Origin of the sequence: Vibrio taketomensis (assembly GCF_009938165.1) — a bacterium.
Lineage (GTDB): Bacteria > Pseudomonadota > Gammaproteobacteria > Enterobacterales > Vibrionaceae > Vibrio > Vibrio taketomensis.
Genome location: NZ_AP019649.1, coordinates 528,823 through 545,815 on the forward strand (window position 1 = coordinate 528,823; position 16,993 = coordinate 545,815).

Annotated in this window: 10 protein-coding genes and 3 pseudogenes; 10 read left to right on the top strand and 3 right to left on the bottom strand. The window is 45.8% G+C overall.

Going from position 1 to position 16,993, the window contains the following annotated elements:
- The first annotated feature begins 17 nt into the window (after nucleotides 1-17).
- The 4 genes from nusA (at nucleotide 18) to truB (ending at nucleotide 5,642) form a co-directional block, all read left to right on the top strand.
- A complete protein-coding gene (gene nusA / locus Vt282_RS02515) occupies nucleotides 18-1,505 on the top strand; it encodes a transcription termination factor NusA (RefSeq protein ID WP_162047115.1) in 1,488 nt (495 codons plus the stop codon).
- Between the two features lie 24 nt (nucleotides 1,506-1,529).
- Entirely contained in the window at nucleotides 1,530-4,205 is a 2,676-nt protein-coding gene (infB, locus tag Vt282_RS02520; RefSeq protein ID WP_162047114.1) for a translation initiation factor IF-2, read from the top strand.
- Nucleotides 4,206-4,302: 97 nt separating this feature from the next.
- On the top strand, nucleotides 4,303-4,698 hold the full coding sequence (gene rbfA / locus Vt282_RS02525) for a 30S ribosome-binding factor RbfA (protein ID WP_162047113.1): 396 nt from the start codon (nucleotides 4,303-4,305) through the stop codon (nucleotides 4,696-4,698).
- Entirely contained in the window at nucleotides 4,698-5,642 is a 945-nt protein-coding gene (gene truB, locus Vt282_RS02530; protein ID WP_162047112.1) for a tRNA pseudouridine(55) synthase TruB, read from the top strand. Before rbfA ends, truB begins: the two co-directional genes overlap by 1 nt.
- A 68-nt stretch (nucleotides 5,643-5,710) precedes the next feature.
- Here truB and tolC read toward each other — a convergent pair whose 3' ends face one another.
- Nucleotides 5,711-7,027, bottom strand: a complete 1,317-nt coding sequence (gene tolC / locus Vt282_RS02535; protein WP_162047111.1) for an outer membrane channel protein TolC — start codon at nucleotides 7,025-7,027, stop codon at nucleotides 5,711-5,713.
- Between the two features lie 231 nt (nucleotides 7,028-7,258).
- Between tolC and nudF the strand changes: the two genes are divergently transcribed.
- The 6 genes and pseudogenes from nudF (at nucleotide 7,259) to parC (ending at nucleotide 14,225) form a co-directional block, all read left to right on the top strand.
- Nucleotides 7,259-7,888, top strand: a complete 630-nt coding sequence (nudF, locus tag Vt282_RS02540) for an ADP-ribose diphosphatase (RefSeq protein ID WP_162062472.1) — start codon at nucleotides 7,259-7,261, stop codon at nucleotides 7,886-7,888.
- Nucleotides 7,876-8,316 carry a DUF1249 family protein gene (locus tag Vt282_RS02545; protein ID WP_162047109.1) on the top strand — a complete coding sequence of 147 codons (441 nt, stop codon included), beginning with the start codon at nucleotides 7,876-7,878 and terminating at the stop codon, nucleotides 8,314-8,316. Before nudF ends, Vt282_RS02545 begins: the two co-directional genes overlap by 13 nt.
- Before the next feature lie 8 nt (nucleotides 8,317-8,324).
- A pseudogene (gene cpdA / locus Vt282_RS02550) lies at nucleotides 8,325-9,146 on the top strand (3',5'-cyclic-AMP phosphodiesterase).
- 67 nt (nucleotides 9,147-9,213) lie between these two features.
- Nucleotides 9,214-9,783 (top strand): annotated as a pseudogene (gene yqiA, locus Vt282_RS02555) (esterase YqiA); the annotation flags it as partial.
- Nucleotides 9,784-10,055: 272 nt separating this feature from the next.
- Nucleotides 10,056-11,936 carry a DNA topoisomerase IV subunit B gene (gene parE, locus Vt282_RS02560; RefSeq protein ID WP_162047106.1) on the top strand — a complete coding sequence of 627 codons (1,881 nt, stop codon included), beginning with the start codon at nucleotides 10,056-10,058 and terminating at the stop codon, nucleotides 11,934-11,936.
- A 3-nt stretch (nucleotides 11,937-11,939) separates the two neighbouring features.
- The gene (gene parC / locus Vt282_RS02565) at nucleotides 11,940-14,225 is read left to right on the top strand and encodes a DNA topoisomerase IV subunit A (RefSeq protein WP_162062474.1); all 2,286 of its coding nucleotides are present in this window, start codon (nucleotides 11,940-11,942) and stop codon (nucleotides 14,223-14,225) included.
- 60 nt (nucleotides 14,226-14,285) lie between these two features.
- Here the strand turns inward: parC and degS are convergent, their stop codons facing one another.
- Both degS and Vt282_RS02575 read right to left on the bottom strand, forming a co-directional pair.
- Nucleotides 14,286-15,350, bottom strand: a complete 1,065-nt coding sequence (gene degS / locus Vt282_RS02570; protein WP_162062475.1) for an outer membrane-stress sensor serine endopeptidase DegS — start codon at nucleotides 15,348-15,350, stop codon at nucleotides 14,286-14,288.
- A gap of 172 nt (nucleotides 15,351-15,522) precedes the next feature.
- Nucleotides 15,523-16,889 (bottom strand): annotated as a pseudogene (locus Vt282_RS02575) (DegQ family serine endoprotease).
- Nucleotides 16,890-16,993: the final 104 nt, after the last annotated feature.

A 16,993-nucleotide genomic window follows, 5' to 3' on the forward strand; every position in this document is an offset into this window, starting at 1 on the left:
CTTAGAGGCTATATAAAATGAGTAAAGAAATTTTAGCGGTAGCAGAGGCAGTATCGAACGAGAAAGCGGTACCTCGCGAGCGTATTTTCGAAGCACTAGAAATCGCTCTAGCTACTTCTACTAAGAAAAAGCGTGATATCGAAATCGACGTGCGTGTTGCTATCGACCGTAAAACTGGCGAATTCGAAACTTTCCGTCGTTGGTTGGTTGTTGAAGAAGTTGAACACCCAACGAAAGAGATCTCTCTAGAAGCGGCTCAATACGATGATGAAACTGTTCAACTTGGTGATTACGTTGAAGACCAAATTGAATCAGTGACTTTCGACCGCATCACGACGCAAACTGCGAAGCAAGTTATCGTACAAAAAGTACGTGAAGCTGAGCGTGCACAAATCGTTGAACAGTTCATCGACAACGAAGGTGAGCTAGTAACAGGCGTAGTTAAGAAAGTTAACCGCGAAACTATCGTACTAGACCTAGGCAACAACGCTGAAGCAGTTATCCTACGTGATGACCAACTTCCACGTGAAAATTTCCGCCCAGGTGACCGTGTACGTGGTCTACTATACAAAGTTGCTCCAGAAGCACGTGGTTTCCAACTATTCGTTACACGTTCTAAGCCAGAAATGCTACAAGAACTGTTCCGTGTAGAAGTACCAGAGATCGCTGAAGAGATCATCGAACTGAAAGGTGCTGCTCGCGATCCAGGTTCTCGTGCGAAGATCGCAGTGAAAACTAACGACAAACGTATCGACCCAGTTGGCGCGTGTGTTGGTATGCGTGGTGCGCGTGTTCAAGCGGTATCAGGCGAACTTGGCGGTGAGCGTATCGATATCGTGCTTTGGGATGATAACCCAGCGCAATTCGTTATCAACGCAATGGCTCCAGCTGACGTTGCTTCAATCATCGTTGATGAAGATGCACACTCAATGGACATCGCGGTTGAAGCTGATAACCTAGCACAAGCGATTGGCCGTAACGGTCAAAACGTACGTCTAGCATCTCAACTAACTGGTTGGGAACTAAATGTAATGACAGTTGCTGATCTTCAGAAGAAACACGCTGAAGAATCTCAAGCATCTATCGAAAACTTCATGAAGTACCTAGATATCGAAGAAGACTTCGCTCAACTACTAGTTGAAGAAGGTTTCTCAACACTAGAAGAAGTAGCATACGTACCAGTAGCTGAACTACTAGAAGTTGACGGTCTAAATGAAGAGTTAATCGAAGAGCTACGTAACCGTGCAAAAGAAGCACTAACTACGCTTGCTCTAGCGCAAGAAGAGTCTTTTGAAGGCCTAGAACCTGCAGAAGATCTACTAGGCCTTGAAGGTCTAGAGCGTGAAATGGCATTCAAACTGGCTGCTAAAGGTGTTGCAACACTAGAAGACCTAGCGGACCAGGGTATCGATGATCTAGAAGGAATCGAAGGATTAACAGAAGAACGTGCAGGTGAGTTAATCATGGCAGCACGTAACATTTGTTGGTTCGGAGACGAAGAATAATAATTCAGCAGGGAGGGAAGCGGAATGACACAACTAACAGTAAAAACTCTGAGTGAAGAGATTGGTACGCCAGTTGACCGCTTAATTGAACAACTTGCTGACGCTGGTATTTCGAAGTCTAGCAGCGATGCGATTTCAGAGGGCGAGAAGCAGCAGCTTCTCAGCCATCTAAAAAAAGAACACGGCGATACGTCGGGTGACTCAGCGCCTACACGCCTTACATTACAACGTAAGACTCGTAGCACACTGAGTGTCAACGCTGGTGGCGGCAAGAGTAAAGATGTTCAAGTTGAAGTGCGCAAGAAACGTACCTACGTGAAGCGCAGTGCAATTGAAGATCAAGCGAATCGCGAGGCTGAAGAAGCAGCTAAGCGTGAAGCAGAAGAAGCAGCGAAACGTGCCGCTGAAGAAGAAGCAAAACGTCAAGCTGAAGAAAAAGCGAAACGTGATGCCGAAGAAGCAGCAAAACGTGAAGCAGAGGCAAAGCGCAAAGCAGAAGCAGAGAAAGCGAATGCAGAGCGCAATGCTGAAGACAAAGTTAAGCAAGAAGCAGCACGAAAAGAGGCCGACGAGCTTAAGCGTCGTCAGGAAGAAGAAGCCAAGCGTAAGGCTGAAGAGGAAAGTCAGCGCAAGCTTGAAGAAGCTCGCGAAATGGCGGAAAAGAACAAAGAGCGTTGGTCTGCTGCAGAAGAGAAAAAGGGTGATATGGAAAATACAGATTACCATGTAACGACTTCGCGTTACGCACGTGAAGCCGAAGATGAAGCAGATCGTAAAGTAGAAGGCGCTAGCCGTCGTCGTAAACAGAAGAAAATGTCTTCTAAGTCTGACGACCAAGAGCGCGGTGCTCGCAACCCTCGTGGTGGTAAAGCGGGTCGCCAAAAAGGCAAATTGTCTAAGCCAAGCTCAATGCAGCAAGCGTTTGATAAAACTGCTGCTGTAGCGAAATCGGATGTAGTGATCGGTGAGACGATCGTTCTGTCTGAGCTTGCGAATAAGATGTCTGTTAAAGCAACAGAAGTTATCAAAGTGATGATGAAGATGGGCGCTATGGCGACTATCAACCAAGTGATTGACCAAGAAACTGCACAACTTGTTGCAGAAGAAATGGGTCACAAGGTAATTCTTCGCAAAGAAAACGAACTAGAAGAAGCGGTACTAAGCGATCGTGATAGCAACGCAGAAGCTGTGCCACGTGCACCAGTTGTTACTATCATGGGTCACGTTGACCACGGTAAAACTTCGACTCTTGACTACATCCGTCGCACACACGTTGCGTCAGGTGAAGCGGGCGGTATCACACAGCACATCGGTGCATACCACGTTGAAACTGACAACGGTATGATCACGTTCCTTGATACTCCTGGACACGCAGCGTTTACTGCAATGCGTGCTCGTGGTGCTCAAGCGACAGATATCGTTGTACTAGTAGTAGCAGCAGACGATGGCGTAATGCCACAAACTGTGGAAGCAATCCAACACGCGAAAGCGGCGGGTGTTCCACTAATCGTTGCTGTGAACAAGATCGATAAAGAAGACGCGAACCCAGATAACGTTAAGAACGAGCTAGCTCAATACGACGTTATTCCTGAGGAGTGGGGCGGTGAGAACATGTTCGTTCACATCTCTGCGAAACAGGGTACAAACATCGATGGTCTTCTTGAAGCAATCCTTCTTCAATCAGAAGTTCTAGAACTTACTGCAGTTGCTGAAGGCATGGCGTCTGGTGTGGTTGTTGAATCTCGTCTAGATAAAGGTCGCGGTCCAGTTGCTACAGTACTTGTTCAATCAGGTACTCTGCACAAAGGTGACATCGTACTATGTGGTCAAGAATACGGCCGCGTACGTGCAATGCGTGATGAACTAGGTCACGAGATCACTGAAGCTGGTCCGTCTATCCCTGTAGAGATCCTAGGTCTTTCAGGTGTTCCTTCATCAGGTGACGAAGCAACAGTTGTTCGTGATGAGCGTAAAGCGCGCGAAGTTGCAAACTACCGTGCTGGTAAGTTCCGTGAAGTGAAACTTGCTCGTCAGCAAAAATCTAAACTAGAAAACATGTTTGCGAACATGGCTGCTGGTGAAGTTGCTGAACTGAACGTAGTACTGAAAGCTGACGTACAAGGTTCTGTAGAAGCAATCGCTGACTCACTACTGAAACTATCAACTGACGAAGTTAAAGTTAACATCGTAGGTTCTGGTGTTGGTGGTATCACTGAAACTGATGCAGTACTTGCAGAAGCTTCTAACGCAATCATCCTTGGCTTTAACGTACGTGCTGACGCATCTGCGCGCCGTGCAATTGAAGCAGCAAGCGTTGATCTACGTTACTACTCAATTATTTACCAATTGATTGACGAAGTGAAACAAGCGATGAGCGGTATGCTTGCTCCAGAATTCAAGCAAGAGATCATTGGTCTTGCTGAAGTACGTGACGTGTTTAAGTCACCGAAACTGGGCGCAATCGCTGGCTGTATGGTAACTGAAGGTGTGATTAAGCGTAATGCTCCTATCCGTGTTCTACGTGATAACGTAGTAATCTATGAAGGTGAGCTTGAGTCACTACGTCGCTTTAAAGACGACGTTTCTGAAGTTAAGAATGGCTACGAATGTGGTATCGGCGTTAAGAACTACAATGACGTTCGCGCTGGCGACCAAATCGAAGTATTCGAAACAGTGGAAATCAAACGTACACTGGATTAATTGACTAAAATTGCCTTAAGGCAATGATTGGTTGTTGAATACGCCATGGGGGGCTGGGTTAACCATCCCCCCATTCTTTCTATATAAGAGAAGAATTATGTCAAAAGAATTTAGCCGCACGCAGCGCGTGGCACAGCAGCTGCAAAAAGAACTTGCGATGATCCTTCAGCGCGAAGTTCGTGATTCACGTTTAGGTATGGTAACCATCTCAGACGTTGAAGTATCTCGTGACCTTGCTTACGCGAAAGTTTTCGTTACTTTCCTATGCGTGGGTGAGCAAACACCAGAATCATGTCTTGCTGCACTGCGTGAGCATGAAGTACACATTCGCATGATGCTAGGTAAGCGTATTCGTCTACGTCTTACGCCTGAAATCCGCTTCCACTACGACAACACTCTAGTAGAAGGTATGCGTATGTCTAACTTGGTTACTGAAGTAGTAAGCCAAGACAAGCAGAAGCAAAAAGATGCTGGTCGTGAGGACGAAGAGTAATGGCTCGTCGTCGCAAAGGTCGTCCTATTGATGGCGTGATCCTATTGGATAAGCCAACCGGTATTTCATCAAATGATGCACTACAAAAAGTTAAGCGTATCTATTTTGCTGAAAAAGCGGGTCATACTGGCGCTCTAGACCCATTGGCAACTGGCATGCTGCCTATCTGCCTTGGTGAAGCGACCAAGTTTTCTCAGTTCCTTTTGGACTCAGATAAACGCTACCGCGTGATCGCAAAACTGGGTGAGCGTACGGATACCTCTGATTCAGATGGTGAAGTGGTTGAAACCCGTCCAGTCGACGTGGATCTGACTAAGCTAGAAGCGTGCATCGATAAATTCCGTGGTGAATCTGATCAAGTGCCATCAATGTTCTCTGCGCTTAAGTACCAAGGTAAGCCTTTGTATGAATACGCGCGTAAGGGCATCGAAGTACCGCGTGAATCACGCAAGATCACTGTTTACGAAATCGTTCTGCATCGTTTTGAAGGCGATGAAGTGGAGATGGAAGTGCATTGCTCAAAAGGCACTTACATTCGCACAATCGTTGATGACTTAGGCGAAATGCTTGGCTGTGGTGCGCATGTCACGATGCTACGCCGCACAGCAGTTGCAAAATACCCATACGAACGTATGGTGACGCTAGAACAGCTTAATGAGCTTCTAGAGCAAGCACATCGTGAAGAGCGCGCACCAAAAGAGTTACTTGATCCACTGTTGATGCCAATGGACACGGCCGTTGAAGATCTACCGGAAGTAAACCTGATCCCTGAGCTTGCGGATATGGTGCAACATGGTCAGCCAGTACAAGTCTTTGGCGCTCCAACTGAAGGCACTGTTCGCCTAACGATGGGTGATGAGAAGCTGTTTATCGGTGTGGGTGAGATGAATAATGATGGCAAAATTGCACCGAAGCGCCTAGTGGTGTTTCGTGAGCAAGAATAATCATTGTTGATTGCTTAGCTGAAATAAAAAAAACCTGCTCATGAGCAGGTTTTTTTGTATTTATCGTATTACTTTGCTGGTTTTAGACCTGCGTTGATATCTAGGATGTCTTGTTCATTTAGCGTGCCGACTGCTTGGCGTAGTTGTAGTACGCTAATGATGTAATCATAGCGAGCATCCGATAGGCTCTTGTTTGCATCGTATAGACGACGAGTTGCATCTAGTACGTCAACGATGGTACGAGTACCCACATCAAAACCTGCTTCTGTCGCTTCAAGTGCAGACTCAGCAGAAATCACTGTCTGTTCAAATGCGCGTAACGCACCAATTGATGCACTGATATTGTTATTAAATGCACGTACATCTTTTACTACACCACGATATGTAGCTTCAAGTTGCTGACTTGCTGCCACATATCCAAACTCTGCTTGTTTAGTTTGTGAAGTAATATTTCCACCAGTGTAAAGTGGAACAGATAGATTTAAACCAATGTTGAAGTTGCCATCATCACCATCTGAATTTCGACCTGTGAGAGGGTTTGTATCGGTATTGCTTATATCTCTATAGTTGTAGCCACCATCTAAGGTTAGAGATGGTAAATGACCAGAACTTGCAAGAGAAATTCTCTCTTTAGCAATATCCTGTGCGATACGGCTTGATAGAAGACTTAAGTTTTTTTGCTGGGCTTCAGACAGTAGGGTATCGATTGATTCTGCGGTTTTGCTGGCAGAGAAACGCTTAGTATCCAGAACATCGAGGTTTGAATGCTCTTGGCCGGTAATTTCACGTAGACCTTCATAGCTATTCACAAGATCGTTTTGTGCCAGTACTTCATCGGCCAATACTGAGTCGTACTGCGCTTGTGCATCATGCACGTCAGTAATTGCTGAAAGACCCACTTCAAAACGTTGTTTAGTTTGCTCTAGTTGACGACCAACAGCGGCTTTCTCCGCACGAACAAACACTAAATTGTCTTGTGCACGCAGTACGTCAAAGTATGCTTGTGATACACGAAGAATTAACGCTTGTTGCGTTGCTGCATAAGCAGCATCCGCTTGGCGAGCTGCCATTTCTGCGGTATCTAAGTTAATCCAGCTTGAACGTTTAAAAATTTCTTGAGAGAAATTAACGCCCGCACTTAGAGCATCACTGTCACTATCACCACGAGTAAGATCGTAGCCTGCAGTTAAATTGATTTGCGGTAATAGTGTACTGCGATTTTCTTCTATTGCTTCGAATTGAGCGTCGCGTTCAGCTGCAGATTGTAATAGCTGAGGATCGTTTTCTTTTGCTTGGTTGTAGATATCTGCCAATGTATCAGCCCACGCCGTCGTGCTAAGGCTGCCTAGCGTCGCGCTGATAATTAGTGGAAGCAGTTTTTTCATGGGTTCGATTCCTGCCAAATAAAATTATGGGTCCTGTTGTTCAAGAGTTTAACCTAAATTGCTGCTAATTCATTCTAAACTTTGCAATCTTTTACAAATAATTGTCCGAGTGTACAATAAAATTTTGAGAACTTAAAAATCATATAAGTTTTGTACAAAAAGTTGAGCTTGGTCGTTGGAACAATAACTATTCTCTGAGTAAACTATATGGTTCACTGACCGAGGTGCCCTATGCAACGTTCGAACGATAATTCACCGTTATTCACTTCCGAAGACATTGAAGTGCTCTCAAAAGAAACGCTTTTCCAAGGTTTTTTCAAAATGGTGAAGTACCGCTTTAAGCATAGATTGTTTGCTGGAGGTTGGAGTAACGAGATCGAACGTGAAATGTTTGAGCGTGGGCATGCAGTAGCGTTGTTACCGTATGATCCTATATCGGACCGTGTGGTATTGGTTGAGCAAATACGTGTTGGTGCACTTGAGCACGCTCAACCATGGCAACTTGAAATTGTTGCTGGCATTATCGATAAAAATGAATCGCCAGAAGATGTCGCTCGTAGAGAAGCGGTAGAAGAAGCCGGTATTGACGTTGCTAACTTACAAAAGGTGACGTCATACTACCCATCATCAGGTGGTTGTTCTGAGCGATTAGATGTTTATGTTGGCCGTGTTGATGCGAGCACCGCGCACGGTATTCATGGTTTAGACTGTGAAGGTGAAGATATACGCGTGCATGTTGTTAGCCGTGAGCAGGCATATGAATGGGTTGAGAGCGGTCGCTTTGAAAATGGTGCTTCAATTATTGCATTGCAATGGTTAGAGCTAAATCACCAACGTATACGAGCAGAATGGCAAGATTAAGTAATAATAAACCTTATCACGTGGACTTGGCGGAGTTGATGCGGGTTTACGAAACCAATTACGCCAAGCTCAACGCTTTGTTGCCGACGCAACCGAGTGTGGGAGATGTGCGTTGCTATCAAGCCGCCAGTATGTCGTACCAAATACAAGTGGACGAAGTCACAAAGTACACAACTTTGGTCGATATTTGTCAAAGCGATGACGTTCCAATATTTCCATTGCCGAAAATGTCTGTCAGGCTTTATCACGATGCTCGAGTCGCTGAAGTATGCAGCAGTGAATATTTAAGTCGAGTGAAAGCTCGATACGATTACCCAAATGAAAAAATGGTTCAAAAAGATGAGAAAGCACAATTGAACCGTTTTCTGGGCGACTGGCTAACGTTTTGTTTGAAGCATGGAATTAGCCGAGCACCTTTGAATATTTAGGTTTTATTTTGAAAGTGACGTCAAACACTACAGTGAAAGAGACAATTAAATTACTGCAAATCACCGATACTCATCTGTTTGACGCGGAAGACGGAAGTCTGCTCGGCGTTTGTACTAAAGAGAGTTTTAATGCGGTAGTTGCAGCAGCAAAGCAAGAAGGCTTTGCTTTTGATGCCATTTTAGCGACGGGTGACATTTCGCAAGATCACACCGAAGCCTCCTATCAGCGTTTTGCTGAGGGAATAACATGCCTAGAGCAGCCTTGTTATTGGCTGCCGGGTAATCACGACTTTAAGCCGAGTATGCACTCGGTGTTACCATCAACCCAAATCAAACAAGTTGAACACGCATTGCTTGGTGAGCATTGGCAAATGATTTTGCTCGACTCTCAGGTTGTTGGCGTACCTCATGGTCGCTTAAGCCAAGAGCAGTTGTAACTGTTGGATAGTAAATTGGCTCAGCATCCAGAGCGTCACAGTTTAGTTTTACTACATCATCATCCCATTTTGGTCGGTAGTGCGTGGCTCGATCAGCATACCTTGAAAGATGCACACGAATTTTGGCAGGTGGTTGAACGTCACAGCAATGTTCGTGTTGTGCTGTGTGGTCATGTGCATCAAGATATGCAAAAGCAACATGCTGATACGACAGTCATTTCGACGCCTTCAACATGTGTTCAGTTCAAGCCTAATAGTGATGATTTTGCTTTAGATACCTGTGCGCCTGGTTGGCGAGAATTAGAACTGCATGCCGATGGTCGTTTTACTACTCAAGTAAAACGCTTGGACGAGGGAATGTTCTCTCCTATGTTTGATTCAAACGGTTACTAGCGCTGGTATTGTGACTCAGCAATTATTTATACTGGGATACCAATAAAGATAATCTGAGTACAACCGCATGAAACCTTCACTGTTACTCTACATTCATGGTTTTAATAGCTCGCCTTTGTCACATAAAGCGAATGTGATGAAGGCCTATTGCCAGCAATATCGTCCTGATATCAAAGTGGTTGTGCCGCAACTACCTTGCTTTCCGCAACAAGCTGCCGAATGCTTATTAGCTCTGGTGAAGCAATATCAGTCTGACTATCAAATTGGTTTGGTTGGCAGTTCGCTTGGTGGTTACATGTCCACTTGGCTCAATAGTCAATTTGGCTTTAAAGCTGTGTTGGTCAATCCGGCAGTAAAACCTTACGAGCTGTTGGTGGACTATCTTGGTGAGCAGGAAAATCCTTATACGCATGAGCGTTATACTCTCGAAGCTTGTCATATTGATGAACTTAAAGCGCTGGATGTAGTGGCGTTAACTAATCCCAACGACTTTTGGTTACTGCAACAAACCGAAGATGAAGTCTTAGATTACCGTCAAGCGGTAGAAAAATTTGCTCTAGCCAAGCAAACTGTCGAGCAGGGCGGCGATCATAGCTTTGTCGACTTTGAAAGATACCCAAAACAAATTATTGAGTTTTATCTTTATAATTCGATGCAAGAAACATCAGCGTCTCTCATAGTTGCTCAAAATATTGTCGCTCATTGAGGGAAGAGTCATAAATTTACTCGTTACTTACGTCTCTCTCTTGACATAAACGGGTCTCTTCCAGACTATGATGAGCCTATACTATTGCAGCTGTTAGACACGGTGGAGATGAGTGGCCGTGTCTCATGTTATTCAAGAAATAGCACTCTAAATTTGTGCTCTGCAAAGTAACCAATTCAATTTCCATAACGAATTTCCGTATTATGACTGAACAATATAATGCTGGGGCCATTGAGGTTCTTAATGGCCTTGAGCCAGTACGTCGCCGACCAGGGATGTATACGGATACAGCGCGTCCAAACCACTTGGGCCAAGAAGTTATCGACAACAGTGTCGATGAAGCGCTAGCCGGACATGCCTCTAAGGTACAAGTGATTCTGCACCCAGACCAATCGTTAGAAGTGATCGATGACGGTCGTGGTATGCCGGTCGATATTCACCCAGAAGAAAAAGTGTCAGGTGTCGAGCTTATTCTTTGTAAGCTTCACGCTGGTGGTAAGTTCTCAAATAAGAACTATCAATTCTCAGGCGGTTTACACGGGGTAGGTATCTCGGTAGTAAACGCATTATCAAAGCGTGTTGAAGTCACGGTAAGACGTGATGGTCAAGTGTATGAAATCGCGTTTGAACACGGTGAAAAAGTTTCAGATCTAACCGTGGTTGGCACTTGTGGCCGCCGTAACCGTGGTACCAGTGTTCATTTCTGGCCTGATGCAAAATACTTTGATTCAGCGAATTTCTCTGTTACCCGCCTGGTGAACAACCTGCGCGCGAAAGCGGTACTATGCCCTGGTCTTGAGATCACTTTCTCTGACAAAGTAAATGGTAAAGATTACCAATGGTTGTACGAAGATGGCTTAAAAGATTACCTAGCTGAAGGCGTAAAAGGTTATCCGGTATTGCCTGAAGAACCATTTACAGGCGAGTTCTCTGCGGAAACGGAAGCAGCAAGCTGGGCGGTAATTTGGCAGCCAGAAGGCGGCGAGATGATCACCGAGAGTTACGTGAACCTGATCCCGACTGCGTTAGGTGGTACTCACGTTAACGGTTTGCGCCAAGGTTTGCTCGATGCGATGCGAGAGTTTTGTGAATTCCGCAACTTATTACCACGTGGCGTTAAGCTGACTGGTGATGACGTTTTTGACCGTTGTTCGTATGTCCTATCGGTGAAAATTCAAGATCCGCAATTTGCCGGTCAAACCAAAGAACGTCTTTCTTCACGTCAAACGGCTGCGTTTGTATCAGGTGTGGTGAAAGATGTATTTAGCTTATGGCTGAACGAAAAACCACAACTTGCAGAACAGTTGGCAGAAGTGTGTATTGCCAATGCGCACCGCCGTATGCGTGCAAGCAAAAAAGTGGTACGTAAAAAGATTGCCTCTGGTCCTGCACTGCCGGGTAAGCTAACGGACTGTTCAGTTCAAGATTTAAGCCGCACCGAAATCTTTTTCGTGGAAGGGGACTCGGCGGGTGGTTCTGCTAAACAAGCGCGTGATCGTGAATTCCAAGCGGTGATGCCACTGCGTGGTAAGATCCTTAATACGTGGGAAGTTTCGGCGGACCAAGTACTGGCCTCTCAAGAAGTGCACGATATTTCTGTCGCGCTCGGCATTGATCCTGATAGTGACGATCTGAGCGGATTGCGTTACGGTAAAATCTGTATCCTTGCCGATGCGGACTCGGATGGTCTACACATTGCCACGCTATTGTGCGCTCTGTTTACTCGCCATTTCCGAGCATTAACGGAAGCGGGTCATATCTATGTGGCGATGCCGCCGCTATACCGTATCGACTGTGGCAAAGAAGTCTTCTATGCGCTAGACGATGCGGAGAAAGATGGCATTTTAGAGCGTCTATCGAAGAAGAAAGCCAAAATTAACGTGCAGCGATTCAAAGGTCTGGGTGAGATGAACCCACTGCAATTGCGTGAGACCACCATGGATCCAAATACTCGTCGTCTGGTTCAGTTAACCATTGATGACAGTGAAGCGACGATGGAAATGATGGACATGCTGCTAGGCAAAAAGCGCGCCGATGACCGCCGCTCTTGGCTACAAAATAACGGCGATATGGCAGAGGTTTAACGAATGTCGACAGAAATTACTTATGATGGCGTTGAACAGTTGCCAATGCGCAAGTTCACCGAAGACGCTTATCTAAATTATTCCATGTACGTAATTATGGACCGTGCGTTGCCATACATTGGTGACGGTTTAAAACCGGTTCAACGTCGTATTATTTACGCAATGTCGGAGCTTGGTCTTTCGGCATCAGCAAAATACAAAAAATCTGCACGTACCGTTGGTGACGTGTTGGGTAAATACCACCCGCATGGTGACTCTGCGTGTTACGAAGCGATGGTATTGATGGCGCAGCCATTCTCTTACCGTTACCCATTGGTTGATGGTCAAGGTAACTGGGGTGCACCAGACGATCCGAAATCATTCGCTGCGATGCGTTATACCGAGGCAAAACTGTCTAAGTTTGCGGAAGTACTGCTGGGCGAGCTAGGCCAAGGTACGGTGGAATGGCAACCCAACTTTGATGGCACAATGAAAGAGCCACAAATGTTGCCTGCACGTTTGCCGCATATTCTGCTTAATGGTGTAACCGGTATCGCTGTTGGTATGGCGACTGATATCCCACCGCACAACGTGCGTGAAGTGGCTGAAGCAACCATCCATTTGATTGACAATCCAAAAGCAGAATTGTCGGATGTGATGCAGTTTGTGCAAGGTCCGGATTATCCAACTGAGGCGGAAATTACCTCACCACGTGCAGAAATCGAGAAGATTTATCGCAGTGGTCGTGGCAGCATCAAGATGCGTGCGGTTTGGCATAAAGAAAATGGTGATATCGTTATTACGGCGTTACCACACCAAGTTTCGGGTGCGAAATTGCTTGAGCAGATCGCGAACCAAATGCGTGCGAAGAAACTGCCAATGGTGGAAGACTTACGTGATGAGTCGGATCATGAAAACCCAACTCGTATCGTGATCGTACCGCGCTCTAACCGTGTTGATTGCGATCAGTTGATGAATCACCTGTTTGCTTCGACGGATCTCGAAAAGAGCTTCCGTGTTAACTTGAACATGATTGGTCTCGACAATCGTCCGCAAGTAAAAGGCTTGGTGCAAATCCTTTCTGAGTGGATTGAGTTCCGTCGCAGCACGGTAACGCGTCGTCTACAACATCGTTTGGATAAAGTATTAGCGCGCTTACACATCTTAGAAGGTTTGTTGGTTGCCTACCTGAACCTTGACGAAGTGATTGAAATCATTCGTACGGAAGATGATCCAAAAGCGGTGCTAATGGCGCGCTTTGGTATTACGGATATTCAAGCCGATGCGATTCTAGACACCAAACTTCGTCATCTTGCCAAACTGGAAGAGATGAAGATTCGTGGTGAGCAAGACGAGCTTGAAAAAGAACGTGAGAAGCTAGAACAGTTATTAGGTTCTGAGCGTCGTCTAAATACGCTACTGAAAAAAGAAATCAAAGCCGATGCTGAGAAGTATGGCGATGACCGCCGTTCTCCATTAGTTGAACGTGCAGAAGCGAAAGCACTGACTGAACGTGATTTGGTGCCTAGCGAGCCGATCACAGTTGTTCTGTCTGAAAAAGGCTGGATTCGTCATGCTAAAGGTCATGAAGTGGATTGTGAGGGTCTAAGCTACAAGTCTGGTGACCAATACCTTGCCCATGCGCGTGGTAAGAGTAATCAGCAAGCGGTCTTCCTTGGTAGTGATGGCCGTAGCTACTCGTTGGAGTCGCATTCATTGCCATCAGCACGTAGTCAAGGTGAGCCAATTACTGGTCGCTTAAATGTGGCGGCTGGCACGTCGATTCGTCAAGTGATTATGGGCGAAGAGAATCAGCTATGGTTGATTGGCTCAGACGCAGGCTATGGTTTCGTATGTAAAGGTAGTGAGCTTTTATCGAAGAACCGCAGTGGTAAAGCGTTGGTTTCTCTGCCGCAAAATTCAGAAGTGATGACGCCGCAAATGATTGCCGATCTTGATAGTGATGAGATTTTAGCGATCACCAACCAAGGCCGTATGTTGATTTTCCCAATGAAGGAATTGCCGCAGCTTGGTAAAGGCAAGGGCAATAAGATCATCAACATTCCTGCTGCGAAAGCCAAGGAGCGTGAAGAAATCGTATCGCAATTGATTTCGATTCCAAAAGACTGTTCGATCGTGCTTTATGCTGGCAAGCGTAAGCTTGGTCTAAAACCAAGTGATTTGGATAACTTCCGTGGTGAGCGTGGTCGTCGTGGTTCACTACTACCACGAGGCTTGCAGCGTGTGACCCGTATTGAAATTGAATCGAGCCAAAGTACAGATGAAGTTGACGTGACTGAAGCGGAATAAGCAAAAATAAAAATCCCAGCCAAGTGGCTGGGATTTTTTTATCTCTATTTTTTGTTTCGCTTATTCGCGAGTATCTTCAGCAATGGTTACGGGTACCGTCAGTTCTTTTCCATCGCGCAGTAGTAAAACATCGACCACTGTTCCTGGGCGCAGTTCGGTGACAATTTCCATCACGCTTTGGCGGCCATTAATTTTCTGCCCATCAATTTTTAGAATGATATCTTGTGGCTTAAAGCCTGCTTTCGCTGCAGGGCCGTTAGGATCAACGCCAAGTACCACAATACCACCCAAGTGTTCATTACCTAATAAGCGCGCAGTTACCGAGGTGATATCTTGCCCATCGACACCAATGTAACCACGAATCACACGACCATCAGCAATGATTTTGTTCATGATTAAATCGGCTAGCGAATAAGGAATCGCAAATGAAATGCCATAAGTCTCTAAATCGGTCGCTTGCTGGAAAGAAGCGGTGTTGATGCCGACTAACTCACCGCGTGTGTTCACTAAAGCCCCACCTGAGTTACCTTCATTGATTGCCGCATCCGTTTGAATAAAAGCTTGGCGTCCATCGGCACTAATAGAGGAGCGTCCGGTTGCCGAAATAATACCAAAGGTGGTTGTTTGCCCGAGGTTGTACGGGTTGCCAATTGCGAGCACAATGTCACCGACTTTAGCTTTGTAGTCAGGATTGAGTGGGATTACGGGAAGGTTGGAGCCTTCAACACGCAGTATCGCAATGTCAGTACGGCGGTCTTTACCGACCAATTGGGCCGCCGCGACTCGACCATCTTGCAGCGCGACGATAATTTGGTCTGCTTGAGCGACCACATGATAGTTGGTAATGATGTAGCCTTTTTCGCTGACGATGACGCCAGAACCAAGTCCTTGAGTCAGTAATTTTGAACGGTCGTCTTCGGTGTATTTACGACTATAGATGTTGACGACGGCTGGCGCGGCTTTGCGTACCGCATCATTGAATGAGACTTGCAGAGAGGTCATATCACTAATTGGATTCGTGATATTTTCGGTGATCACGCTGGTACGTAGCGATGGAACCGCAATTAATAGCAGTGCCGCAGTCGCAAGACCGAGTCCTATCGAGCGCAAAAGAAAACCGAGCATACCTTCCCCAATTGATATATTGCTAAAGCAAAATCAGAAGGATAGCACTATCGACAAATTACGTGAAGTAACACGATCCTGTGAGCGGGGGAAACTCACGATTAAAGAGGCTTTACCTTAGTAACACGAACAGCGAATAAACGCTGTCCGTGATGTTATCGTCTATTGAATGTTAACGCACGACGAGGTAAATAGTGCGATCACCACGTTGAATGTTCAGAGCCAAAATACCATTGGTTTTTTCGACCACTGATTTAAATTCAGCGAGATTTTTCACACGTTTACGGTTAACACCAATAATGATGTCTTCTGGCAATAGCTGGTAGCTTTCTGCTGGAGAGCCTTTTTCTACCGCTGAGACTTTCACCCCTTGGATTTTATCGCTGGCATTGGTGTTGGTTAGCTCCGCACCTGCGAGACCTTGATGAAGCTTATCTGCCGTTGTTTTTACGCTGGTCAATTCATCTAACACTACGTTAAAGGTTTTCTCTTTGCCGTCACGAATCACACCGAGTTTCACTTTTTTGCCTGCGCCAAGTGTGCCGATTTTCGCACGTAATTCGTGGAATGAACCAATCGCTTTATCATTGACGGAGATAATCACATCACCGGCTTGTAAGCCGGCTTTCTCAGCCGCACTATCAGGAACGACTTGGCTAACAAAAGCGCCTTTATTTGATTCATACCCCATAGCTTCAGCAAGCTCTGAGGTGAATTCACTACTTTGAATACCTAGCAGGCCACGTTTTACTTCACCAAATTCCAGGATTTGCTCGGTGAGGTTTTTCATCATGTTCGCTGGAATGGCAAATCCGATCCCTACGTTGCCGCCGTTAGGCCCAACAATCGCGGTGTTAATACCAATTAACTCACCATTGAGGTTCACCAGCGCGCCGCCAGAGTTACCGCTGTTAATGGCCGCATCAGTTTGAATAAAGTTTTCAAAGTTTTGTAGGTTTAAACCACTGCGCCCCAGTGCTGACACAATGCCGAAGTCACGGTTTGACCAAGGCCAAATGGGTTACCAATGGCAACGGTAAAGTCACCCACGCGTAGTTGATCTGAATCCGCAATCGCAATTTGGGTAAGATTCTTGGCTTCTTCAAGTTTTAGTAGCGCAATGTCGGACATTTCATCGCCACCGATTAACTCTGCATCGTATTCTCGGCCATCATCAAGTTTGACACGAATTTTCTCTGCGCCTTTGATGACGTGAAAGTTGGTCACGACTAAGCCTTGCTTGGCATCAATGATAACGCCTGAGCCTAATCCTCTAAATGGTCGCTCTTGCAACTGCTCTGTCGGGAAGTCTGGGCCAAAAAAGAAACGGAATTGATCAGGAATACGCTGTTGTGCAACGTGAGTGCCTTCAACGTCAATGCTCACTACTGATGGTGTGACTCTTTCTAGCATTGGGGCGAGACTTGGTAGCTGTTCGCCATCAATAGAGACAGGTAATGCCGCATAGGCATGTAGAGGGGTGATGATCGAACTTAAGCTTAGAGATAATACGGTTAAGGCAAGCAAAGGCTTTTTCATCGAATAGCTCCTATAAAGTGAAGACCAAGCAAGAGCCAACCTATGCGGGTTGGCTCAATCATTACTTATGGGAGATATGACTCGAAAAAAGAACTGAAGTTCAG